Origin of the sequence: Promicromonospora sp. NPDC050262, assembly GCF_040655935.1 — a bacterium.
Taxonomy (GTDB): Bacteria; Actinomycetota; Actinomycetes; order Actinomycetales; family Cellulomonadaceae; genus Promicromonospora.
Genome location: NZ_JBFAKX010000001.1, coordinates 712599 through 733475, shown reverse-complemented (window position 1 = coordinate 733475; position 20877 = coordinate 712599). Strand labels below are relative to the sequence as shown.

Here is a 20877-nt window from a genome sequence, read left to right as displayed (position 1 = left end):
ACGCGGACTTGTGCGTCACCCGGTCACCGGCCAGAATGGTTACGTGAACCACGCCTTCCCCTGCGGAACGCTCGCGCTCGACTTCCTCGGCACGCTGCGCGCCCGCCGCAACCCGGTCCCCGCGGAGAAGCTCGGCACGCCCGAGCTCCTCGACGACTGGTTCGTCGAGTCGGGGATGTTCGACGCCGCCCCGCACGCCGACGAGGCCGACCTGGCGGCGGCCCTGGAGCTGCGCGAGTCGCTGTACGCGCTCGTCGAGGAACGACTCGGCGGACGCGCGGCGCTCGCGGCCGCGGCTTCCGCCGCGGCGTCGGACCTGGCCGGGCAGTCTGGTCCGGTCGGGCACGCCGAGGTGGCTCCCACGGGCCCGGCAGCGCTCGCCGCGGCCGTCGAGGTTCTCAACCGGTACGCCGCGGAGCCGCCGGTCACGGTGCGGCTGGATGTCGGCGACGGAGGCGTCGGCGACGCGGCCGCGGTCGGCAACGGCGCCGCGAGCATCCGTCGCACCGGCACGGCCGCACAGGGCCTGGCCGCCGTCGCCCGCGAGGCCGTCGAGATCCTGGGCGGCCCGGACGCCGCACTCCTGCGCGAGTGCGGCCGCCCTGAGTGCACCCAGGTCTACCTCGACCGTTCGCGCGGGCACCGTCGCGAGTGGTGCGCCATGCGCACGTGCGGCAACCGGGTCAAGGTCTCGGCCTACCGCTCCCGCCACCGCACCGCCCCGGCGTCGTCGGCGCCGTCGACGACCCACGCCTGACCCCGCCCGACCCCGCTCCGTCCGAAGTGCGCTTCTACCCAGTCATCTGGCCCGAAAGCGACCGTATTCCGGGCCGAATGACTGGGTAGAAGCGCACCTCTGACCTGGGCCGTCGGGGGCCGCTTGACGGCCCGCCCGCGCCGGTGCAACACTGGCGCCCATCACCGGAAACGTTTCCAGTGTGCATCCGGCTGGAAACTGGAAACGTTTCCAAATCTGCTGGGTCAGGCACAGGGCAGGACCTCACGACGAAGTGGAGTGACAGTGTCGTCATCACGCGCCACCCTCATCCAGGTGGCCGAGCGCGCCGGGGTGTCGCTGGCGTCGACCTCGCGGGCGCTGCACGGCACGGGCGCCAGCCAGAAGATGGTGGACCGCGTCCGCGCCGCCGCCGCCGAGCTCGGCTACAGCCCGGACGCGATCGGCCGGTCGCTGCGGATGAAGCGGACCTTCCAGGTCGCGTTCGCCGTCGCCGACATCGGCAACCCCGTCTACGTCGAGATGCTCACCGCGATCCACGAGGTCCTCGCCCCGCACGGGTACCGCGTGGTCGTCATGTCCACGGGGCACACGGTCGCCTCCACGGTCGACCTGGTCCGCAGCCTCGGCAGCGGGTTCGTCGACGGCCTGATCGTCAGCCCGCTGCGCACCGACGACGCGCTCGTCGACGCGATCCGGGAGGCGCCCGTCCCCGTCGTCGTCATCGGCCGCTCGCTCGAGCAGCAGGGCATCGACTCCGTCTCCACGGACTCGGCCGCGGGCCTCGGCCAGGCCGTCGCCCACCTCCTGGAGATCGGCCGCCGCCGGATCGGGTTCGTCAACGGACCGCTCGACACCACCCCGGGCGCCGCCCGCCAGCGCGGGTTCGACGCCGCCACGAGCGGCCCGGCGTTCACCGGGGACCACGCCGAGACCGAGCGGGCCGACGACTTCACGGTCGCCGCCGGGCTCGCCGCCGCGCGCCGGCTGCTGTCCCGCACCCCCGCGGCGGGGCCGTTCGACGCCGTCGTCGCGGCCAACGACCTGCTCGCCATCGGCGTCGTCCGCGCCGCCCGGGAGCTGGGGCTCTCGGTGCCCGGCGCGCTCGCCGTCACCGGGATGGACGACACGGAGATCGGCCGCGTCTTCCAGCCGAGCCTGACCAGCGTCTCGCTCGGGTCCGCGGAGCGTGGCGCCGCCGCCGCCCGGCTGGTCCTGGACCGGGTGGACGACGGCGCCGAGCCCGCCCAGCAGATCGCCATCGGGCCGCGCCTGTTCGTGCGCGAGTCCACAGCCCAGGAAGAGAGTGCCCGATGACCGTCCTCGCCTCGCCCCGGCCGCCGTCGACGCCCCGGTCCGGGCGCCGCCGCGGCCCCACGGGCATGGACCGCGCCCGACGCCGCGAGGCCGCCGCACTGGTGATGCCGTCGCTGCTGCCGATCCTCGTGCTGTCCGTCGCGCCGCTGCTCATGGGCGTGCTGCTCGCGTTCACCGACGCGGAGCTCGTGCGGCGGCCCGACTACCAGTTCGTCGGCGTCGACAACTTCGTGCGGCTGGCCGGCAACTCGTTCTTCTGGGACTCGTTCCGCATCGGCATGGTGTGGGCCGTCTCGGTGACGCTGCTCCAGCTCGTCGCCGCCCTGGGCCTGGCCCTGCTGCTCAACTCCGGTCTGCGGCTGCAGGGGCTCACCCGGGTGCTCGCCCTGATCCCGTGGGCGATGCCGCCCGTGGTCGTGGCGATCATGTGGAAGATGATCTACTCGCCGAACGCGGGGCCGCTCAACGCGTTCCTCGGCTCGGTGGGTCTGCCGGACGACATCAACTGGCTCGCCGACTTCTCGACCGCGCTGCCCGCCGTCATCGTCGTCGGCGTGTGGGTGGGCATGCCCCAGACCACGGTGACGCTGCTCGCCGGGCTGCAGCAGATCCCGCAGGAGCTGCACGAGGCCGCCGCGATGGACGGCGCCGGGGCCTGGCGCCGGTTCTGGGCGGTCACGCTGCCGAGCCTGCGGCCGATCGTCACGTCGATCACGTCGCTCAACTTCATCTGGAACTTCAACTCGTTCTCGCTGGTCTACGTGCTGACCGAGGGCGGGCCCGGCGGCCGCACCATGCTGCCGATGCTGTTCACCTACCTGGAGGCGTTCAAGAACCGGAACATCGGTTACGCCGCCGCGATGGGCGTGGTGCTCGTCGTGGTGGTCGTGCTCCTCCTCGCGCTCTACCTGCGGTCGCAGTTCCGTGACGACCGCGCCGAGAAGACGAAGAAGGAGGGCTGAGTCGATGCGCGTCATTGCCCGGCAGATGGTCCGCCCCGCCCAGTACGTGGCGCTGGCCGGTTACATCATCTTCCTGGGGTTCCCGCTGCTGTGGCTGCTGTCGGCCTCGGTGAAGTCGTCCGGGGAGCTCAACTCCCTGGTCGTGAACCTGCTTCCGCAGGAGTGGCACTGGGAGAACTACTCGGAGGCCCTGGCCCGGCAGGGCCTCGTGCGGTCCTCGGCCAACAGCGCGATCGTCGCGCTCGCGTCCACCGCGCTCGTCATCCTCGTCGCGCTGCCCGCGTCGTACGTGCTCGCGCGGCTCAAGGGGGCGATCCGCGCGGCCGGCGTCGGCTGGATCCTGGTGAGCCAGGTGTTCCCCGTGATCCTCGTGATCCTGCCGCTGTTCCTCATCCTGCGGACCATCGGCCTGACGGACAGCCTGGTGGGGCTCACGCTCGTGCACACCACGTACACGCTGCCGTTCGCGCTGTGGATGCTGCAGGGGTACGTCGCCGCGATCCCGGTGGAGCTGGAGGAGGCCGGGTCGCTGGACGGCGGCAGCCGCCTGGTGGTGCTGCGCCGGATCGTCTTCCCGCTGCTCGCCCCCGGCGTCGTCGCCACCGCGATGTTCAGCTTCGTCTCGTCCTGGAACGAGTTCTTCTTCGCTCTCGTGCTGCTCCAGTCGCCCGAGAACTACACCCTGCCGATCACCCTGTCGACGTTCATCGGCGGCGAGGGCAAGGTCGCGCTCGGCCCCCTGGCGGCGGGCTCCGTGCTCGCCGCGATACCCAGCATCGTCTTCTTCTCGATCATGCAGAAGAAGCTCACCGGCGGCCTCATGGCCGGGGCGGTCAAGGGATGACCAGCCCCCACGGCCACACCAGCACCACCTATCCGAAAGGCAGACCCATGAAGTCTCGTGGAGTGTTCATCGCTGCATGCCTCACGACCACCACCCTCCTGCTCGCCGCCTGCGGCAGCGGGGACGCCGGCGACGACGGCCCGGTCACGCTGAAGTTCCAGGCGCTGTCCGACCAGCCGGCCGCGATCGCCGCGACCGAGTCGATCGTCGAGGACTGGAACACGGCCAACCCCGACGTCCAGGTCGAGATCGTCCCGGCGGGCTGGGACGGCGTCTACGACAAGCTCATCACCCAGTTCAACGGCGGCGCCGCGCCCGACATCATCCACTACGAGGCGGCGAGCATCGTCTCGTTCGCCCGCGACGGCTACCTGGCCGACCTCACCGACCTCATGTCGGACGAGCGCCGTGCGGACATCCCCGAGGGCGTGCTCGACTCCGTGACCGTCGACGACCAGGTGATCGCCTACCCGACCGAGCTGCAGTCGTACGTGGTGTTCGCCAACCGCACGCTGCTGGAGGACGCCGGGGTGGAGATCCCGACCGGCGAGACGATGACGTGGGACGAGCTGCGCGAGATCGCGAAGGCGACCACGAAGGGCGACGTCTACGGCCTCGGCTGGGGCCTGTCGAGCCCCACGGCGGCGTTCATGGCGCTGGCCCCCGGGTTCGGCGGCACCTACATCACCGGCACGGGCGAGGACGCCGACCTGACCGTCGGCGAGGGCGAGATGGCGCTGCCCGAGCTGGTGCACGGCATGGCCTACGACGACAAGTCGATCCTGCCGGTCACCCTGACGCAGTCGGGTTCGGAGGCCATCGCCTCGTTCTACGCCGGGCAGACGGCGATGACCGTGCAGGGTTCCTACCAGGCCGCGAACATCGCCAAGGACGCGCCGGAGGACCTCGACTGGGTGGCGCTGCCCCCGCTGGCCGGCCCCGAGGGCCCGCAGCAGGCGGCCAACCCGCAGACGCTGTCGGTCAACATCGACTCCGAGCACGTCGAGGAGTCCGCGGAGTTCATCGAGTTCTTCACGCAGACGGAGCACCTCGCCGCGCTGAACGAGGCGGACGCCCTGATCCCGGCGACGACGTCGGCCCAGGAGGCCCTGACGGAGAAGCTCGGCGACGAGAACGGCTGGAGCACGATCCTGGCCTCCGGCCAGAACTTCACGGCCGCCCCGTACCTCTTCGCGGACTCGTACGCGCAGTGGAAGGACACCGTGGCGACGCCCGCCTACCAGCGCTACCTGGCGCAGGAGACGGACGAGACGGAGCTCGCCGACCAGCTCACGAGCGGCTGGGACGAGATCACGCAGTAACTGACGCAAGCGACGTAGGAACGAACAAGGAGCGTAGCCGTGAGCTGGTTAGAGGACCGGTCGGTGGCCGTGATCACCGGTGCCGCAGTGGGGGACGCCCTCGGTGGAGCGACCGAGGGCTGGACACCGGAACAGATCGAGGAGCGGCACGGGGGCCGCGTGCGCGGCATCGTCGGGCCCTGGTACCCCAACTGGCGCGACGCGCGCCCCATCGCCCCGTACCACAAGGGCGACGGGCACATCACGGACGACACCCTCATGACCAGGGCGCTGGTGGAGGTGTACGCCAAGCGGCGTGCGCACCTCGACGCCTACGCGATGGCCGAGGACCTGGTGCCGCTGATGATCGGGGAGCCGCGGTGGATCCCCGAGCTCGAGTCGACGGCGCTGCTGCTCCAGCGGGTGTTCCTCGCCGAGAAGTGGCTCGTGGCCCGGCTGCACTACGGACACGTGGACCCGCGCGAGGCGGGCGTGGGCAACGTGGTCAACTGCGGGGCGGCCATGTACGCCGCGCCCGTGGGGCTGGTGAACGCGGGCGACCCCCGCGCCGCCTACGCCGAGGCGATCGACCTCACGGGCGCCCACCAGTCCAGCTACGGCCGCGAGGCGGCCGGGGTCTTCGCGGCGATGGTCGCGGCCTCGGTCGCCCCGGGCGCCACGCTGGACGACGTCGTGGCCACCGCGCTGGACGTGGCGCACGACGGGACGGCGGCCGCGCTCCGGGCCGTCGTGGACGCCCTGTCCGGCTGGCCTGAGCCGCCCACGACCGACGACGAGGAGCGCAAGCTCGCGCGCCTCGTGCGGGAGGTCGTGGCCCCGTACGACTCGGTCGGCGCGGAGTACCGGCAGATGTCGATGGACGCCCGCCGGCCCTCGCGCACCAAGTCGATCGAGGAGCTGCCGGTGGCGCTCGGGCTCCTGCTCGGGCACCGCGGCGACTACCGCGGCTCCGTGCTGGCCGCCGTGAACTACGGCCGGGACGCCGACTCGATCGCCGTCATGGCGGGCGCCGTGGCCGCCGGGCTGGGCGGGAGCGGCGTGGTGCCCGCCGAGTGGCTCGACCAGATCGAGACCGCCAGCCAGATGGACGTCCGCGAGACGGGCCGCCTCATGGCGTCCGCGGCGGGCGACATCCTGCGGGCGGACCGCGAGCGGGCGCTGGCCCGGCTGACGTCGCTCGACGCCGTCGGGGCGGGTGAGCCCGCGTGAGGCTGACCTGGGCCCAGCCCGAGGACCTGCTGGCGCACGAGCTCGTGCAGTCGGCGGCCGAGGGCAAGGACGTCGCCGACGTCCGCGGCCGCTGGGTCGCGGCGGGCGGCGACCCGACGCCGGCCGTGAGCGGCGCCGGCCCGGTGCCGGCGCCGCCGGCGCTGCGCGCACTGGCGCGCGACCTGCTGGACGAGCTGGACGCCCTGCCTGCGCCGTCCTTGGCCCCGGCCACGTGGGACGACGTCGAGGCCCTGCTCCCGCCCGCCCCGTCGCTGCCGAGCCGCCCGGCCGGAGGGGACGCCGCCTACGCCGCCCGGGTCCAGGGCGCCTGGACCGGCCGGGCCGCGGGCTGCCTGCTCGGCAAGCCCGTGGAGAAGATCCCGCGGGCGGGCATCGAGGAGATCCTGCGGTCCACCGGCCGCTGGCCGCTGGACCGCTGGTTCACGGCCGTCGGCCTGCCCGACGACGTCGCGGCGCGCTGGCCGTGGAACCGCCGGTCGGCACCGACGTCGCTCGAGGAGAACATCCACGGCATGCCGGAGGACGACGACCTCAACTACCCGATCCTGGCCCTGGCGCTCCTGGAGCGGCACGGCCGCGGGTTCACCACGGACGACGTGGCGCAGCTCTGGCTGGACAACCTGCCCGCCGGGCGCACCTTCACCGCCGAGCGCGCTGCCTACCGCAACATCCTCGACGCGGTGCCCGTGCCGGAGACGGCCACGCACCACAACCCGTTCCGCGAGTGGATCGGCGCGCTCATCCGCACCGACCTGCTCGGCTGGGTCTCGCCCGGCGACGTGCGCGGGGCGGCCCGGCTGGCCTGGGCCGACGCCCGGCTCAGCCACACCCGCGACGGGGTCTACGGGGCGATGTGGGCGGCCGGGCTGGCCGCCGCCGCGATGGTCGCCGAGAGCGTCGAGGACGTGCTCGACGCCGCGGACGCCGTCGTACCGCCAGGCAGCGGGCTGGCCGCCGCCGTGGCGCTCGGCCGGTCGCTCGGGCGCGACAACGACGGGAGCGAGGCGGGCGTGCGTGCCGGGCTCGACCGCATCCACACCGAGTACGGGCACCTGCACTGGGTGCACACGCTGAACAACGCTGCCGTCATCGCGTTCGCGCTGTCCGCGGGCCGGGGCGACTTCGGGGCGAGCGTCTCGATCGCCGTCACGGCGGGCTGGGACACGGACTCGGCGGCGGCGACCGTGGGCGGCGTGGCCGGGGCTCTTCTGGGCGTCGACGGGATCGGCGAGCGGTGGACCGCGCCCCTGGACGGGCGCATCGCGACCTCCCTGCCGGGCGGGGAGCAGCGCATCGCCGACCTCGCGGCGCGTACCGTGGCGCTGGTGGAGCCCGCCGGAGGTGCCGCATGACCGGGCAGGTCGTGGTGGTCGGGTCGGCGAACGTCGACCTGGTGGTCGACGTGCCCCGGCACCCCGCCGGCGGCGAGACCATCCTGGGCGGCGACCTGCGCCGCACACCGGGCGGCAAGGGCGCCAACCAGGCCGTCGCCGCGGCGCGGGCCGGGGGAGCCGACACCACGTTCGTGGGGGCGCTGGGCCGGGACGAGTCCGGGGAGCTGCTGCTCGCCTCGCTCGCCGGTGCGGGCGTGCGGACCGACACGGTCGAACGCGTCGATGCCCCCACCGGCACGGCCCTGATCACCGTGTCGCCCGACGGCGAGAACGCCATCGTCGTGGCGCCCGGCGCCAACTCGCGGGTGCGGGTCGGCGCGGCGCAGGCCCGCCGGATCGCGGCCGCCGACGTCGTCCTGGCGCAGCTCGAGATCCCGCTCGACACCGTGATCGCGGCCGCCCGGGAACGCCGCGCGGGCGCGCTGTTCGTGCTCAACGCGGCGCCGTCGCGCGACCTGCCCGACGCCCTGTGGGACCAGCTCGACGTGCTCGTGGTCAACGAGCACGAGGCGGCGGACCTGGCGGGGGCGGGCTCCGGCGCCGCCACCCCCGAGGAGCTCGCGGCCGCGCTGCTGGCCCGCGTGCCGGCGGTCGTCGTGACCCTCGGCGTGGCCGGAAGCCTGGTGGCCGAGCGCGGTGCGGACGCCGTCCGCGTCCCGGCCGCGAAGGTCGCGGCGGTGGACACGACGGGCGCCGGTGACACGTACTGCGGCGTGCTCGCGGCGTCCCTGGCCGGCTCAGGTCGGGCCGGCTCCGGCCTCCTGCGGGCGGCACACCTGGCCGGGTCCGCCGGGGCGCTCGCCGTCACGCGGCCGGGGGCGCAGGACGCCGTGCCCGACGCGGCCGACGTCGTCGCGCTGGCAGAGACTCTCGGAAAGGCATCATGAGCTACACGTTCGACCCCCTGGTCCCGCGGCCGATCGACCGGCCCACCGAGGTCGCGACCGGGGCCCTGACTCCGGAGGCGAGCGAGGCGCTCGACCAGGCCAAGATCTTCTCCGGGCCCGCCGACCCGGCCGACCGCCCGGCGTGGCGCGAGACGCTGCGGGCCTGGCGGTCCGACGCCCGCGACCGGCACGGCTACACCGGCGCCGCGTACGCGCGCCCGGAGGCCGCGTGGGCGGCGCGGTGCAGCACGGTGGCCCAGGTCTGGCTGTGGGACGAGCTGCTCTACTCGTTCGAGGAGGAGCGTTTCACGCCGGAGCGGTTCCTCGCCGACGCCCGGGAGCGGTTCGGAGGGCTGGACGCCGTCGTGCTGTGGCACGCCTACCCGGTGATCGGGCTGGACGACCGCAACCAGTGGGACTTCTACCGCGACGTGCCCGGCCTGGCCTCGCTCGTGGCGACGTTCCACGACGCCGGCCTGCACGTCTTCGTCGACTACAACCCGTGGGACGTCGGCACGCGGCGCGGGGCGGACGACCTCACGGAGCTCGCCGCGGTCGTGCGCGAGCTCGGGGCGGACGGCGTCTTCCTGGACACCCTGAAGAAGGCCGAGCCCGAGCTGGTCGCGCGCCTGGAGGGGGCGCGGCCCGGGATCGTGCTGGAGGGCGAGTCCAAGCTGCCCGTCGAGCGCATCGAGGACCACTCCTCCTCGTGGGCGCAGTTCTTCGCCGACTCCCCGGTGCCCGGCGTGCTCCGGGCGCACTGGTACGAGCGCCGGCACATGCAGCATCACGTCCGGCGCTGGCACCGTGACCACTCCGAGGAGCTCCAGTCCGCGTGGCTGAACGGCGTGGGCGTGATGGTGTGGGAGGTCGTCTTCGGCGTCTGGGTCGGGTGGTCCCGGCGGGACGCCGCGACCGCGCGCCGCCTCGTCACGGTCCAGCGGGCCGCCGGCGACCTGCTGCTCGACGGCGAGTGGACGCCGCTGGCGCCGCTCTCCGACGAGGCCGAGGCCGCGGGCGTGTACGCGTCGCGGTGGTCGCTGGACGGCGTCACGCTGTGGACGCTGGTGAACCGGGGTGAGGCCGACTACGCGGGGCCGGTACTGGCCGCGGACGCCGCGGAGCGGGCGGCCGGCCGGCTGGTGCAGCTCACGGAGCCGTCGGCCGCCGCAGGCGTCGTCGTCCCCGGCCGCGGCATCGCGGCCCTGCTGCACTTTTCTCCGGGCGCCGCCGAGCCGGCCTGGCTGCCGGACCTGCTCGATGCGCTGCGCGGGATGCCGCACGACGCCGACTCCCGGTTCCCGCACCGGCTGGCGCGTCGCGTCGGCGTGTCGGACGCACAGGTCACCCCGGTGAGTTACACGTCTGTCAGGGCGGCTCCGCCGAAGAGCACCCCGGAGCCGGACGCCGTCGTCGTCCCCGCAGGCGACTACGTGCTCACCGTGCGCTACCGCGCGCGGGAGACCGGGATGTACCAGGGCGCGCCGTACGTGGACGAGTGGAAACCGCTGCCGCCGCGTCTGCATGACGCGCGCACGCTGCAGCGCGACGGCGTCCTCGCGACGCCGGTCGCGGTCGCGGAGACCGAGGTGACGAACGCGCAGTTCGCGGCGTTCCTCGACGCGACGGGCTATGCGCCCGCCGAGCCGCACCGGTTCCTCGCGCACTGGTCCGACGGGAGCCCGGCCGCGGGTACCGAGGACGAGCCGGTGACGTACGTCGACCTCGACGACGCCCGCGCCTACTGCGCCTGGCGCGGCGGGCGGCTGCCCACGGAGGACGAGTGGCAGCTCGCGGGCGAGGCCCGGCCGTCGTCCTTCGGGGTGGAGCGGCCCGGCGTCGCCGTCTGGAGCTGGACCGAGAGCGAGCACAGCGACGGCCGCACCCGGTTCGTCATGCTCAAGGGCGGCAGCGACTACCGCGCCGCGGACTCCGACTGGTACGTCGAGGGCGGGCGGCACGCGCCGGACTACTCGGTGAAGCTGCTGCTCCCGGGCCTCGGGCTCGCCCGGAGCGCCACGGTGGGGTTTCGGTGCGCGTGGGAGGTGTCGGCATGAGCGTGTCGCGCGATCCCGCGGTCGGCGCCCTGGCCGGCCTGCGCGTCGTGGACGCGTCCACGCTGTTCGCGGGGCCGATGGCGGCGATGCACCTCGGTGACCTGGGCGCGTCCGTGATCAAGGTGGAGCACCCGGTCAAGGCCGACCCGTCGCGCACGCACGGGGCCGCGAAGGACGGCGTCAACCTCTGGTGGAAGACGCTGGGGCGCAACAAGCGCACCGTCACGGCGAACCTCGGTTCGGACGGCGGGCGCGAGGTGTTCCTCGCGCTGGCCGAGCGGGCCGACGTGGTGATCGAGAACTTCCGGCCCGGCACGCTCGAACGCTGGGGCCTGGGCTACGAGGAGCTGTCGGCGCGCAACCCGCGCCTCGTGCTCGCGCGGGTCTCGGGCTTCGGGCAGACCGGCCCGTACCGCACGCGCCCGGGGTTCGGCACGCTCGCGGAGGCGATGAGCGGGTTCGCGGCGATGACCGGCGAGGCCGACGGCCCGCCCACGCTGCCGCCCTTCGGCCTGGCCGACGGCGTCGCGTCGCTCGCCACGGCGTTCGCGATCATGACGGCACTCTCGGCGCGCGACCGGACCGGCCGGGGGCAGGTCGTGGACACCGCGATCGTCGAGCCGATCCTCGCGATGCTCGGGCCGCAGATCACGCGCTGGGACCAGCTCGGGACCGTGCAGGCGCGGACCGGCAACCGGTCGAGCAACAACGCGCCGCGCAACACCTACCGCACCAGCGACGGGCACTGGGTGGCCGTCTCCACGTCGGCGCAGTCGATCGCGGAGCGGGTGATGCGGCTGGTCGGGCGGCCGGAGCTGGTGGACGAGCCCTGGTTCGCGCGTGGCGTGGACCGGGCGCGGCACGCGGACGAGCTCGACGCCGCCGTCGGCGGCTGGATCGCGGAGCGCACCCGGGACGAGGTGGTGAAGGCGTTCGAGGAGGCCCAGGCCGCCGTCGCCCCCGTGTACGACGCGCGGGACATCGTGGCCGACCCCCAGTTCCAGGCCCTCGGGACGATCCACGAGATCGAGGACCCCGAGCTGGGGCCGATGCTCATGCAGGGGCCGCTCTTCCGGCTCTCGGAGAACGACGGCGTCATCCAGTTCACGGGCCGGCCGCACGGCGCGGACACGGACGAGGTGCTGGGGGAGCTGGGCTTTTCCGCCGAGCGCGTGGCGGAGCTGCGGGAGGAGGGGGCGGTATGACGCCGCTGACCCTGCTCTACGTGCCCGGCGACCGGCCCGACCGGGTGGCCAAGGCACTGGCCTCGGCCGCCGACGTGGTGCTGGTCGACCTGGAGGACGCTGTCGCGCCGTCGCACAAGGCGGAGGCACGGGACAACGCGGCCCGGCTGCTGGCGGGCCTGCCGGACGGTCTGGTCCAGGTGCGGATCAACCACGGCAGCAGCCGGTGGCACGCCGACGACGTCGCGATGCTCGCGGCCCTGCCGCTCGCCGTCGGCGCCCGTGCGCCCAAGGTGGAGTCCGCCGCGGAGGTGCGGGACCTCGCGGCCGCGCTGCCCGGCCGGGCGCTGCACCTGCTGGTCGAGTCGGCGCTCGGCGTCGAGCGGGCCTTCGAGCTGGCGACGGCGTCGCCGCAGGTGCGGTCGATCGGGCTGGGGGAGGCGGACCTGCGCTCCGACCTGCGGGTCGACGGCGAGGAGGGACTGCTCTGGGCGCGGAGCCGGGTGGTGGTCGCGGCCCGGGCGGCGGGGCTGGTGCCGCCGGTGATGTCGGCGTTCACGAACGTGCGGGACCTGGACGGGCTGGCGGCGTCGTGCCGGGCCGGGCGGGCGCTCGGCTTCTGCGGCCGGACGGCGATCCACCCGGGGCAGCTCGACACGATCCGGGCGGCCTTCCTGCCCTCGGCCGAGGAGGTCACCGCGGCGCGCGAGGTGCTGGCGCGGGTCGGTGCGGCCGCCACCGAGGGTGTGGGTGCCGTGGCCCTGACGGACGGGACGTTCCTCGACGTGGCGATGGTGGAACGGGCGCGGTGGGTGGTGCAGCTGGGGGAGAAGCGATAGATTTCTATCGTTTTTCGATAGGAGGGCCATGAATCCGCTCGCCACGAGGCTCCTGCGCCTCGTCATCGTGCTTCTCTTCCTGGGCGTCGCGCTGGTGCAGCTCGTGGTGCTCCCGGAGCTCTCGGCCGGCGTCGCGTCGTCCTATCCCGAGGCCGCTCGCCTTCGGGTGCCCACTCTCGCCTGGTCGATCGCCGTCCTGGTGCCGGCTCAGGTGGTCCTCGTCGGTATCTGGCGGCTGCTCGCCCTGGTCCGTCGCGATGCGGTGTTCTCGCCCGACGCGTTCCGGTGGGTCGACCTGATCATCTGGGCATCCGTCGGCGCCTGCGTGCTCGCGCTCGGCCTCCTGAGCTGGCTGACGGTGCGGACCCTGGACTTCGGGATGCAGCCGGGCATCGGGCTCGCGCTCATCGGGTGCGCCGTGCTCGCGGGCGGGATCGCCCTGCTGGTCGTCGTCCTGCGCGGCCTGCTGGTCAAGGCCGTCGGGTGGAAGGGCGAGGCGGCGGCGCTCCGGATCGAGCTCGACGAGGTGATCTGATGCCGATCGTCGTGGACATCGACGTCATGCTCGCGCGCCGCAAGATGTCCGTGGGGGAGCTTGCCGAGCGGGTCGGGATCACCCCGGCGAACCTCGCGGTCCTGAAGAACGGCCGCGCCAAGGCGGTCCGGTTCACGACGCTCGACGCGCTCTGCGCGGCCCTCGAGTGCCAGCCGGGCGACCTGATCAGGTATGTCCCGGGTGGCGACACGGTGTTGCCGGAGGGCTGACGGGGGCTTGGCGGGGGCTGACGAGGGCTTGCCGGAGGGCTGTCGGAGGGCTGGAGGGGCGTCACGGAGGGCTGACGGGAGCCTGACAGAGGGCCGGGCCCGGGGGTGAATTCTGCTGTGGGCGGATGGGGCCTGTTCGGCGAGCGATGCGAACGTGTGTGTCATAGGTTGATGGCATGACGCGAACGGGTGAGGTGTTGACACGGACGGGCGATAGGCGGCCCGTCGGGTCGGTGCTGCCCGGGGGTGGTGTGCTTTCCGGGATCGCTGGTGCCGCGGTGGTTGATGCTGCCGGTGTGCGGGAGGTGCGTCGGATGTTGGCGGGCATGATCCTGCCAAGGACCACTGACAGCGGTGCGGGTACCGAGGCTGGCCCAGGTGGAAGCGGGCCACGGGCACAGGCGGAGTGGGTGGATCTGCTCGGTGAGCTGGAGGCGTTGAAGAACGCGGTCACGGCGACGCAGGCCCGGTTGGCCGTGGTGTTGGACGAGGCGACCAAGGCCGGCGAGGCCCGGCAGGGTGTCCGGGCGGAGCGGCAGGGTCGTGGTGTGCCGAACCAGGTCGGTGCTGCGTTGCGGGTGAGCCCCCACGCCGGTGCCGGGTTCGTGAGCACCGCCCGGGTCTGGGTCACGCAGATGCCCCACACCTTCAACGCCCTGCAGGCGGGGGTCCTGTCGCCGTGGCGGGCCACCCTGCTCGTGCGCGAGACGTCCCACCTGACGTTGGAGCACCGCGCCCTGGTCGACGAGGAGATCTGCGGCCCGCAGCACCTGGCGGACCTGGCCCGGATGGGCACCCGCCGTCTGGTCGCCCGGATCAAGGAACAGGCCGCCCGGCTGGACGTGCACGCGTGTGTCAAGCGCAACGCGAGGGCGGTCACTGAGCGGCGGGTGTCGGTGCGTCCGGCACCGGACCTGATGGTCTACCTCACGGCCCTGGTGCCCATGGCTGAGGGCGTGCAGGCGTACGCCCAGCTCAAGTCTCACGCCGAGATGGTCAAAGCGGCCGGTGATGGGCGGGGTGCGGGGCAGATCATGGCCGACACCCTGATCGAACGCGTCACCGCCCGCGAGCCTGGGCACGCGGGTGATGTTCCGGTCACGATCAACCTCCTGGTCTCGGACGAGACCCTGTTGGCCGGTGGTAACGAGCCCTCGGTGGTGCTGGAGGGCGCCCCGGCGGGTGTGGGCACGGTCCCGGCGCCGGTGGCCCGGCATCTGGCGGCGCATGCGATCGAGACCGACACCGCGTGGCTGCGCAGCATCTACGTCAACCCGCACGGCCGGATGTTGGCGACGACGTCGACGTCAAGGTTCCATCCGACGGGTCTGGCCGCGCTCCTGCGTGCCCGGGAGCAGGGGATCTGCGCCACGACGTGGTGTGACGCCCCGGTCCGTCACCTGGACCACGTCACCCCATTCATCGAGGGCGGACCAACGAGCCTCGACAACGGGCAGGGCCTGTGCGCCCGTTGCAACCACGCCAAGCAGGCACACGGCTGGTCACAGAAGACCACCCAGGTCAACGGCCGCGATGCTGTGGAGACGGTCACGCCGACGGGGCACACGTATGTCTCGGTCGCCCCCACACCACCCGCACCGGTCAGGACCGGCGGCACCGCACCAGGTCACGACACTGCACCGGTGGGAGGCGGGGTACCTGTCCGTGACACGGTCGCGGTTCGTCATGCTGCTGTGCGTCCTGAAGCGGCGGCGACCGGTCCCACGGGACCCGCCCACGGCCAGGCACCAGCCCCCGAGCGATCCACCACCCCGGCCTGGACCCCGGCCGTCGGCATGACGGGACCGAGCAAGGGCCGTACACCCCGCAGCCGCTACCAGATCGGCTGCCACACCAACCCCCGCAACAGCCCGATCCCGTACCAGCCGAGACCGCGGCCAAGACCGGGACCACGAACGCGGCCACAACCACGATCACCCCGCCGAGCCCACACCGCCGACCTGTCCTGGGCGCACCGCCCCGGCACCGCCGTCGCGACGTGAACGGGATCGACGGGGCCGGCACGACGGCTACATGACCGAGGGTGCGGCCACGGCCTACCGCCGCGACCACCCGGACGCCGAGCTGCACCTGCTCGGGGGCGGCCACTGGCTGTTCGAGACCCATCTCGACGAGGCGCTCCCGCTCGTCCGCGACTTCCTCGCCCGGCTCGGCGCCCCCACCTGAGTCACGGCACCAGCACGATCCGCCCGAACACCGTGCCCGCGTCCATCTGGCGGTGGGCCTCGGCGGCCTGGTCCAGGGGCAGCACATCGTGGACGACGGCGTGCAGCTCGCCGCGTCCCGCGGCGTCGAACTGCTCCGCGCGGACGACGGCGAGGTCGGCTGCAGGGACGGTGTCGAGACTGAACGTCGCGAACGAGCGGGACTGCTGGAACGCGCCCAGGAGGCGCGCACCGAAGTCGGCGGGCGGCATCCCCGCGATCGCGCCGACCACGACCATGCGCCCGTTCGGCGCGAGCCGGTCGATGAAGTCGGGAGTGCCGGGCCCGCCCACGATGTCGACGATCACGTCGTAGGACGCCGGGGCGTCCGGGTCGCCCTCCCCGGCGCGGTCGAGCACGTGCGTCGCCCCGAGGGCGCGCAGGCGCTCGCCGCGTCCGGCCGACGACGTCGTCACCGCGACGGCGCTCGCCCCGCCCCGGGCCGCCAGCTCCACGGCCGCGATGCCGATGCTCCCGGCCGCGCCGCGCACCAGCACGGACTCCCCGGCCGCGAGGTGCGCGTGCGCCAGCGCGAAGTGCGCCACGGGCGCCGAGCTCCCGAGGGCGACCGCGTCGGCCGACGAGAGCTCGCCCGTCAGCGCTACGACGTCGTCCACCCGGGCGACCGCGTGCTCGACGTAACCGCCGCTCGTGCCGGTGAACGCCCAGACCCGGCGCCCCACCCACGCCGCGTCGACGCCTGCGCCGACCGCCGTCACCCGGCCGGCGACCTCGCTGCCGGGTATGAGCCCCGTGCTGAAGCCGAACCCGCTGAGCGTCCCGCGCCGGATGACGGCGTCGACCCCGCCCACGCCGATCGCCTCGGTCTCGATCACGACCTGCCCGGGTCCGGGGGCCGGAACGGGGGCCTCGCCCACCACCATGCCGCTCGGGTCGCCGAACCGCTCGATCGTCACTGCTCGCATCGTTGTCGTCACGCCGGCGACGCTAACGGACGCCTGCGTCCACTTCGGGAAAGTGAGAGCGGCAGCCGCACGTTTGCCTCACATGACGTGCGAGTGAGCGCGCCCCGCCGCACGCTGGACAGAGGCCGGCCACCCACCGGCCGCACCCAGGAAGGAACGCGACAAGGTCCAGCAGACCGTCGCCGATGTCATGACACCGGCGCCGACCACGATCGGGATGTCCGAGACGTTCCAGTCTGCAGCGCGGGCGATGGCCGACCACGACGTCGACGCCCTGGTGGTCCGGGCCGGACCCACCGTCATCGGGATCGTCACCGACCGCGACCTGGTGGTCCGCGGCCTCGCCGAGGGGCTCGGCCTCGAGGCGATGGTGGGCGAGGTGGCCAGCGAGGAGCTCGTCACGGTCGGCCCCGACGTCCCCGTGGAGGCGGCCGCCGAGATGATGCGCAGCGCTGCCGTCCGCCGCATCCCCGTGGTCGACGGCGACGTCGCCGTCGGGATCCTCTTGCTCGCTGACCTCGCCGTCGAACGGGACCCGACGTCGGCCCTGGCCCGGGGTCAGGACCTCCCGTAGCTCGTCACGAAGTGCTCGACCGCGCACGCCGCCGCGCCCCGCGCCCAGTCCACGAACCGCAGCGGCCGCAGCTCGATGGCCGAGCGCGCGGCGGAGCCGAAGGCCCGCTGCTCGAACGCGCTGCGCACGTGGGGGTCCATGACGTCGTAGTCCTGCTCGTCGACCGGCCGGTCCGGCCCCGACCCGCTGCCGATCGCCTCGCCCGTGATCACGATGTGCTGGGCGCCCAGCAGGTTGGCGATGGTGGCGATGCCGATCCCGACGGCGCGGCCCGCGTCGGCGAGCACCCGCACGGCGTCGGGCTGACCTGAGCGGGCGAGGTCCGCGACATCGCCGATGCCGAGCCCGTCGAACCCGGCCTCCGCCATGCGCCCCAGGATCCCGGCGGACCCCGCGATCGCCTCGACGCAGCCCCGGTTGCCGCAGTGGCACAGGGGTCCGTCGGGGTCGACGAGCACGTGCCCCACCTCGCCGGCCACGCCGAACTCGCCGTGCACCACCTGCCCGTTGACCAGCAGCGCGCACCCGATGCCGGTCCCGACCGTGACGAGGGCCAGAGACGAGATGCCGCGGCCCACCCCGTACCAGCGCTCGCCGGTGAGCAGGGCGCGCACGTCGTTCTCGACCGTCGTCGTGAGGCCGGTGCGGCGGGCGATCTCGTCGCCGAGCGGTACGTCCCGCCAGGCGAGGAAGGGCGAGTAGGCCACGTGCCCGGAGGCGGCGTCGACGTCGCCCGAGACGGCCACGCCGACGCTGCCGACCGCGGGCCGGCCCGCCCGCAGGCCGTTCACGAGCTCCACGATCTGCTCGACGATCGCCTCCGGGCCGTGGTCGCGCACCGGCACCGTGACCTCGTCCAACACCTGGCAGCGCAGGTCGCAGACCACGCCGAAGAGCTGGTCGGCGGTGACCTTCACGCCGATCGACTGGTGCGCCTCCGCCTGCAGGGTCACCATCGTGGCGGGCCGCCCCAGGGCGCCGTCGGTGGACGCCCGGTCGCCGGTCTCCAGCAGGAGCCCCGCCTCCAGCAGCGGGCGTACCGCGCGCGTGATCGCGCCCGGTGTCAGGCCGGTGTCACGGGCCAGGGCGGTCCGTGAGGCGTCGCCGCTCCTGACCAGCTCCTGGAAGACGCGCGTCCCCGCCGGGCTGAGGGCAGGTGCGGCTGATCTCGCGGACATGCCACGACTCTATCTATGTGGCACGGCGCCGCAGCACCCCGGACAGGGCCACGACCAGGACGCCCGCGATCGGCACCACCAGCAGGCCGGTGCGCAGGCCCACGTCGTCGGCGACCAGGCCGACCAGCGGCGGCGAGCAGAGGAAGCCGAGCCGCAGCAGCCAGGACACGATGGTCAGGCCCGTGCCGGGGCGCAGGCCGGGCAGCTCGTCGGCCTCGTGCATGGCGGCCGGGATGAGCGTCGCGCTGCCGAAGCCCGCGGCGGCGAACCCGGCGATCGTGCCGGGCACGGTGGGCCACGCCAGCGCCAGCCCCATGCCGAGCGCGATGATCACGCCGCCCGCGCAGGCGACCGTGCGCTGGCCGAACCGGTCCACCAGGCGGTCACCCAGCAGGCGGCCCACGGTCTGGGCGTCGACGAGCGACACGTAGGCGGTGGCGGCCAGCGCGGCCGGGGCGCCGAGGTCGGTCGAGAGGTAGAGGGTCGCCCACGAGCTCCCGGCGTCCTCCACCAGGGCGCCGCCGATACCGATGAGCACGAGCGCGGCGACGATCGCCACGGTGCGGACGCTCAGGCGCGGCCCGCGGAGGCGGGCGGGAGCCGCTGCGGCGGAACCCCCGTCGTCGGCCGTCTCGTCGTCCCGGCCCGGCAGGAGGAACCGCAGAGCCACGACCGCCACGACGGCGAAGATCCCCAGCGAGATGCCCAGGTGCACGTCCAGCGGCAGGCCGAGCGCGATGGCGGCCGCGGCCATCGACCCGCCCAGCACGGCGCCGATGGACCACACGGCGTGGAAGCCGTTGATGATGGACCGTCCGTACCGGCGCTGCACGCGCAGGCCATGGGTGTTCTGCCCCACGTCGGTGATCGAGTCGGACGCGCCGCCGAGGAACAGGGCCGCCACGAGCAGGGCGAACGACGGCGCGAGGCCGGCCGCCAGCGTGCCCAGCCCCGTCAGGACGGTGCCGACGACGGCGACGCGCGCCGACCCGAAACGGCGCACCATGTACCCGGCCCCGAGGCCCGAGACGATCGCGCCGGTCGGGAACGCGGCGATGGCCAGGCCGTAGGCCGCGTTGTCGAGGTCGAGCGCGGTCTTGATCTCCGGCAGGCGGGGCACCAGGTTGGCGTACAGGGCGCCGTTGGTCAGGAACAGTGCGCCGACGGCGGCGCGGGCACGCCGGACGGCGAGCGGCGGACGGTTGTCCTGGGGAAGCGACATGCGCACGAGCGTACCCGCGTTACGTACGGTCGTACACATCGCCCGCTACGCTGTGCCCATGGCTCACGACTACTTCGCCGGCGACCCGCGCACCCACCACGAGCGCATGCTCGCCGGCGACCTGTACATCGGCGGACAGGACCCGGAGAGCGTCCGGCTCGCCCAGCGCGGCCTCGCCCTCGCCGACGCCTACCACCGCGCGGTCGTGGCCGACGACGACGGCGCCCGCGCGCTCCTGGACGACCTGCTCGGCACGCTGGGCGACGACGCGTTCATCAAGCCGCCGCTCTACGTCGACTACGGCGGGAACATCCACGTCGGCCCGCGCACCTTCGCCAACTACAACCTCACGGCCCTGGACGTCGCGACCATCACGATCGGCGCGGACTGCCAGATCGGGCCGAACGTGCAGCTCCTCACGCCGACCCACCCCGTGGAGCCCACCCCGCGCCGGGACAAGCTGGAGGCCGCGCTGCCCATCACGATCGGCGACAACGTCTGGCTCGGCGGCGGCGTGATCGTCTGCCCCGGGGTCACCATCGGGGACAACACGGTGGTCGGCGCAGGTGCCGTCGTCACGCGCGACCTGCCGGCGAACGTGGTCGCCGTCGGCAACCCCGCCCGCGTGGTCCGCGAGATCGCCGAGAGCTGACCGTGACCGGACGCCGGCACGACCCCGACCGCAGGAGCCGGATCATCGACGTCTGCCTCGACCTGATCGCCGAGGTGGGGGTGGCCGGCGTCTCGCACCGCAAGGTCGCGGCGGCCGCCGATGTGCCGCTCGGCTCCATGACCTACCACTTCGCCGGGATGGACGACCTGCTGCGCGAGGCGTTCGGCCGGTTCGCGCGGGCCGGCAGCGACGGGTTCGAGCAGCGGATGAGCGCGGCGACCGACCTGGAGAGCGCGCGCGAGGCGGTGGTGGCGATCATCACGGAGGACGTCTTCGACACGCAGCGCGACCTGGTGCTGACCCACGAGCTCTACACGCTCGCGGCGCGCGAGCCCGCCTACCGCGAGCTGACCAACGCGTGGATGGCGCGCTCCCGGGCGGCGCTGGAGCGGCACTTCGACCCGGTCACGGCGCGGATGCTGGACGCTCTGATCGAGGGGCTGACGATCCATCGGGCCCTGGACACCGAGGCGCCGCGGCCCGACACGGTCACCGAGGCCGTGCGACGCATCACGTCGGGCTGACCGGCGGAACATCTGCCG

21 protein-coding genes are annotated in these 20877 nt (G+C 73.7%); 18 read left to right on the top strand and 3 right to left on the bottom strand.

What is annotated here, in order from left to right; translation table 11 throughout:
* Positions 1–43 precede the first annotated feature (43 nt).
* The 15 genes from AB0I29_RS03310 to AB0I29_RS03240 all read left to right on the top strand — a co-directional run bounded on the left by AB0I29_RS03310 (position 44) and on the right by AB0I29_RS03240 (position 15724).
* Complete coding sequence (locus AB0I29_RS03310) at positions 44–757, top strand: CGNR zinc finger domain-containing protein (RefSeq protein ID WP_285103804.1); 714 nt, start codon at positions 44–46, stop codon at positions 755–757.
* A 264-nt stretch (positions 758–1021) separates the two neighbouring features.
* The gene (locus tag AB0I29_RS03305; RefSeq protein WP_285103806.1) at positions 1022–2053 is read left to right on the top strand and encodes a LacI family DNA-binding transcriptional regulator; all 1032 of its coding nucleotides are present in this window, start codon (positions 1022–1024) and stop codon (positions 2051–2053) included.
* Positions 2050–3015 carry a sugar ABC transporter permease gene (locus AB0I29_RS03300; RefSeq protein ID WP_285103808.1) on the top strand — a complete coding sequence of 322 codons (966 nt, stop codon included), beginning with the start codon at positions 2050–2052 and terminating at the stop codon, positions 3013–3015. Before AB0I29_RS03305 ends, AB0I29_RS03300 begins: the two co-directional genes overlap by 4 nt.
* 4 nt (positions 3016–3019) lie before the next feature.
* Complete coding sequence (locus AB0I29_RS03295; protein WP_357478018.1) at positions 3020–3859, top strand: carbohydrate ABC transporter permease; 840 nt, start codon at positions 3020–3022, stop codon at positions 3857–3859.
* 47 nt (positions 3860–3906) lie between these two features.
* Positions 3907–5181 (top strand): sugar ABC transporter substrate-binding protein, encoded by a 1275-nt coding sequence (locus AB0I29_RS03290; protein ID WP_285103812.1) that lies wholly within the window; start codon positions 3907–3909, stop codon positions 5179–5181.
* Between the two features lie 39 nt (positions 5182–5220).
* Positions 5221–6390 carry an ADP-ribosylglycohydrolase family protein gene (locus AB0I29_RS03285; protein ID WP_357478014.1) on the top strand — a complete coding sequence of 390 codons (1170 nt, stop codon included), beginning with the start codon at positions 5221–5223 and terminating at the stop codon, positions 6388–6390.
* The gene (locus tag AB0I29_RS03280; protein WP_357478011.1) at positions 6387–7763 is read left to right on the top strand and encodes an ADP-ribosylglycohydrolase family protein; all 1377 of its coding nucleotides are present in this window, start codon (positions 6387–6389) and stop codon (positions 7761–7763) included. The genes AB0I29_RS03285 and AB0I29_RS03280 overlap by 4 nt, the downstream gene beginning before the upstream one ends.
* The gene (locus AB0I29_RS03275) at positions 7760–8692 is read left to right on the top strand and encodes a ribokinase (protein WP_357478008.1); all 933 of its coding nucleotides are present in this window, start codon (positions 7760–7762) and stop codon (positions 8690–8692) included. The genes AB0I29_RS03280 and AB0I29_RS03275 overlap by 4 nt, the downstream gene beginning before the upstream one ends.
* Positions 8689–10749, top strand: a complete 2061-nt coding sequence (locus AB0I29_RS03270; RefSeq protein ID WP_357478006.1) for an SUMF1/EgtB/PvdO family nonheme iron enzyme — start codon at positions 8689–8691, stop codon at positions 10747–10749. The genes AB0I29_RS03275 and AB0I29_RS03270 overlap by 4 nt, the downstream gene beginning before the upstream one ends.
* Positions 10746–11954: a CoA transferase gene (locus AB0I29_RS03265; protein ID WP_285103821.1), complete on the top strand. Its 1209-nt coding sequence runs from the start codon at positions 10746–10748 to the stop codon at positions 11952–11954. Before AB0I29_RS03270 ends, AB0I29_RS03265 begins: the two co-directional genes overlap by 4 nt.
* Positions 11951–12772: a CoA ester lyase gene (locus tag AB0I29_RS03260; protein ID WP_357478001.1), complete on the top strand. Its 822-nt coding sequence runs from the start codon at positions 11951–11953 to the stop codon at positions 12770–12772. Before AB0I29_RS03265 ends, AB0I29_RS03260 begins: the two co-directional genes overlap by 4 nt.
* A gap of 28 nt (positions 12773–12800) precedes the next feature.
* Positions 12801–13307, top strand: a complete 507-nt coding sequence (locus AB0I29_RS03255; RefSeq protein ID WP_357477998.1) for a DUF2975 domain-containing protein — start codon at positions 12801–12803, stop codon at positions 13305–13307.
* Positions 13307–13537, top strand: coding sequence for a helix-turn-helix transcriptional regulator (locus AB0I29_RS03250; RefSeq protein WP_285103828.1), 231 nt, complete (start codon positions 13307–13309; stop codon positions 13535–13537). Before AB0I29_RS03255 ends, AB0I29_RS03250 begins: the two co-directional genes overlap by 1 nt.
* Before the next feature lie 326 nt (positions 13538–13863).
* Positions 13864–15540 carry a DUF222 domain-containing protein gene (locus AB0I29_RS03245; RefSeq protein ID WP_357477994.1) on the top strand — a complete coding sequence of 559 codons (1677 nt, stop codon included), beginning with the start codon at positions 13864–13866 and terminating at the stop codon, positions 15538–15540.
* Positions 15541–15571: 31 nt separating this feature from the next.
* Positions 15572–15724, top strand: coding sequence for a hypothetical protein (locus tag AB0I29_RS03240; protein WP_357477992.1), 153 nt, complete (start codon positions 15572–15574; stop codon positions 15722–15724).
* 1 nt (position 15725) lies between these two features.
* Here the strand turns inward: AB0I29_RS03240 and AB0I29_RS03235 are convergent, their stop codons facing one another.
* On the bottom strand, positions 15726–16700 hold the full coding sequence (locus AB0I29_RS03235; RefSeq protein ID WP_357477989.1) for a zinc-binding dehydrogenase: 975 nt from the start codon (positions 16698–16700) through the stop codon (positions 15726–15728).
* A gap of 178 nt (positions 16701–16878) precedes the next feature.
* Here AB0I29_RS03235 and AB0I29_RS03230 point away from each other — a divergent pair, with 178 nt between their 5' ends.
* Positions 16879–17262, top strand: coding sequence for a CBS domain-containing protein (locus AB0I29_RS03230; RefSeq protein ID WP_357477985.1), 384 nt, complete (start codon positions 16879–16881; stop codon positions 17260–17262).
* Here AB0I29_RS03230 and AB0I29_RS03225 read toward each other — a convergent pair.
* The gene (locus tag AB0I29_RS03225) at positions 17247–18440 is read right to left on the bottom strand and encodes an ROK family transcriptional regulator (RefSeq protein ID WP_285103836.1); all 1194 of its coding nucleotides are present in this window, start codon (positions 18438–18440) and stop codon (positions 17247–17249) included. The genes AB0I29_RS03230 and AB0I29_RS03225 overlap by 16 nt on opposite strands.
* A 13-nt stretch (positions 18441–18453) precedes the next feature.
* A complete protein-coding gene (locus tag AB0I29_RS03220) occupies positions 18454–19662 on the bottom strand; it encodes an MFS transporter (protein WP_357477982.1) in 1209 nt (402 codons plus the stop codon).
* 58 nt (positions 19663–19720) lie between these two features.
* Here AB0I29_RS03220 and AB0I29_RS03215 point away from each other — a divergent pair, with 58 nt between their 5' ends.
* Both AB0I29_RS03215 and AB0I29_RS03210 read left to right on the top strand, forming a co-directional pair.
* Positions 19721–20314, top strand: a complete 594-nt coding sequence (locus tag AB0I29_RS03215; protein ID WP_285103840.1) for a sugar O-acetyltransferase — start codon at positions 19721–19723, stop codon at positions 20312–20314.
* A gap of 2 nt (positions 20315–20316) precedes the next feature.
* The gene (locus tag AB0I29_RS03210) at positions 20317–20859 is read left to right on the top strand and encodes a TetR family transcriptional regulator (RefSeq protein WP_285103842.1); all 543 of its coding nucleotides are present in this window, start codon (positions 20317–20319) and stop codon (positions 20857–20859) included.
* Positions 20860–20877 lie beyond the last annotated feature (18 nt).

What these genes read in the sequence shown, in the direction of transcription:
- AB0I29_RS03300 (WP_285103808.1), top strand. Translation starts at nt 2,050, where the DNA reads ATGACCGTCCTCGCCTCGCCCCGGCCGCCGTCGACGCCCCGGTCCGGG.
- AB0I29_RS03295 (WP_357478018.1), top strand. Translation starts at nt 3,020, where the DNA reads ATGCGCGTCATTGCCCGGCAGATGGTCCGCCCCGCCCAGTACGTGGCG.
- AB0I29_RS03290 (WP_285103812.1), top strand. Translation starts at nt 3,907, where the DNA reads ATGAAGTCTCGTGGAGTGTTCATCGCTGCATGCCTCACGACCACCACC.
- AB0I29_RS03275 (WP_357478008.1), top strand. Translation starts at nt 7,760, where the DNA reads ATGACCGGGCAGGTCGTGGTGGTCGGGTCGGCGAACGTCGACCTGGTG.
- AB0I29_RS03270 (WP_357478006.1), top strand. Translation starts at nt 8,689, where the DNA reads ATGAGCTACACGTTCGACCCCCTGGTCCCGCGGCCGATCGACCGGCCC.
- AB0I29_RS03265 (WP_285103821.1), top strand. Translation starts at nt 10,746, where the DNA reads ATGAGCGTGTCGCGCGATCCCGCGGTCGGCGCCCTGGCCGGCCTGCGC.
- AB0I29_RS03260 (WP_357478001.1), top strand. Translation starts at nt 11,951, where the DNA reads ATGACGCCGCTGACCCTGCTCTACGTGCCCGGCGACCGGCCCGACCGG.
- AB0I29_RS03255 (WP_357477998.1), top strand. Translation starts at nt 12,801, where the DNA reads ATGAATCCGCTCGCCACGAGGCTCCTGCGCCTCGTCATCGTGCTTCTC.
- AB0I29_RS03250 (WP_285103828.1), top strand. Translation starts at nt 13,307, where the DNA reads ATGCCGATCGTCGTGGACATCGACGTCATGCTCGCGCGCCGCAAGATG.
- AB0I29_RS03245 (WP_357477994.1), top strand. Translation starts at nt 13,864, where the DNA reads ATGATCCTGCCAAGGACCACTGACAGCGGTGCGGGTACCGAGGCTGGC.
- AB0I29_RS03240 (WP_357477992.1), top strand. Translation starts at nt 15,572, where the DNA reads ATGACCGAGGGTGCGGCCACGGCCTACCGCCGCGACCACCCGGACGCC.
- AB0I29_RS03230 (WP_357477985.1), top strand. Translation starts at nt 16,879, where the DNA reads ATGACACCGGCGCCGACCACGATCGGGATGTCCGAGACGTTCCAGTCT.
- AB0I29_RS03225 (WP_285103836.1), bottom strand. Translation starts at nt 18,440, where the DNA reads ATGTCCGCGAGATCAGCCGCACCTGCCCTCAGCCCGGCGGGGACGCGC.
- AB0I29_RS03220 (WP_357477982.1), bottom strand. Translation starts at nt 19,662, where the DNA reads ATGTCGCTTCCCCAGGACAACCGTCCGCCGCTCGCCGTCCGGCGTGCC.
- AB0I29_RS03215 (WP_285103840.1), top strand. Translation starts at nt 19,721, where the DNA reads ATGGCTCACGACTACTTCGCCGGCGACCCGCGCACCCACCACGAGCGC.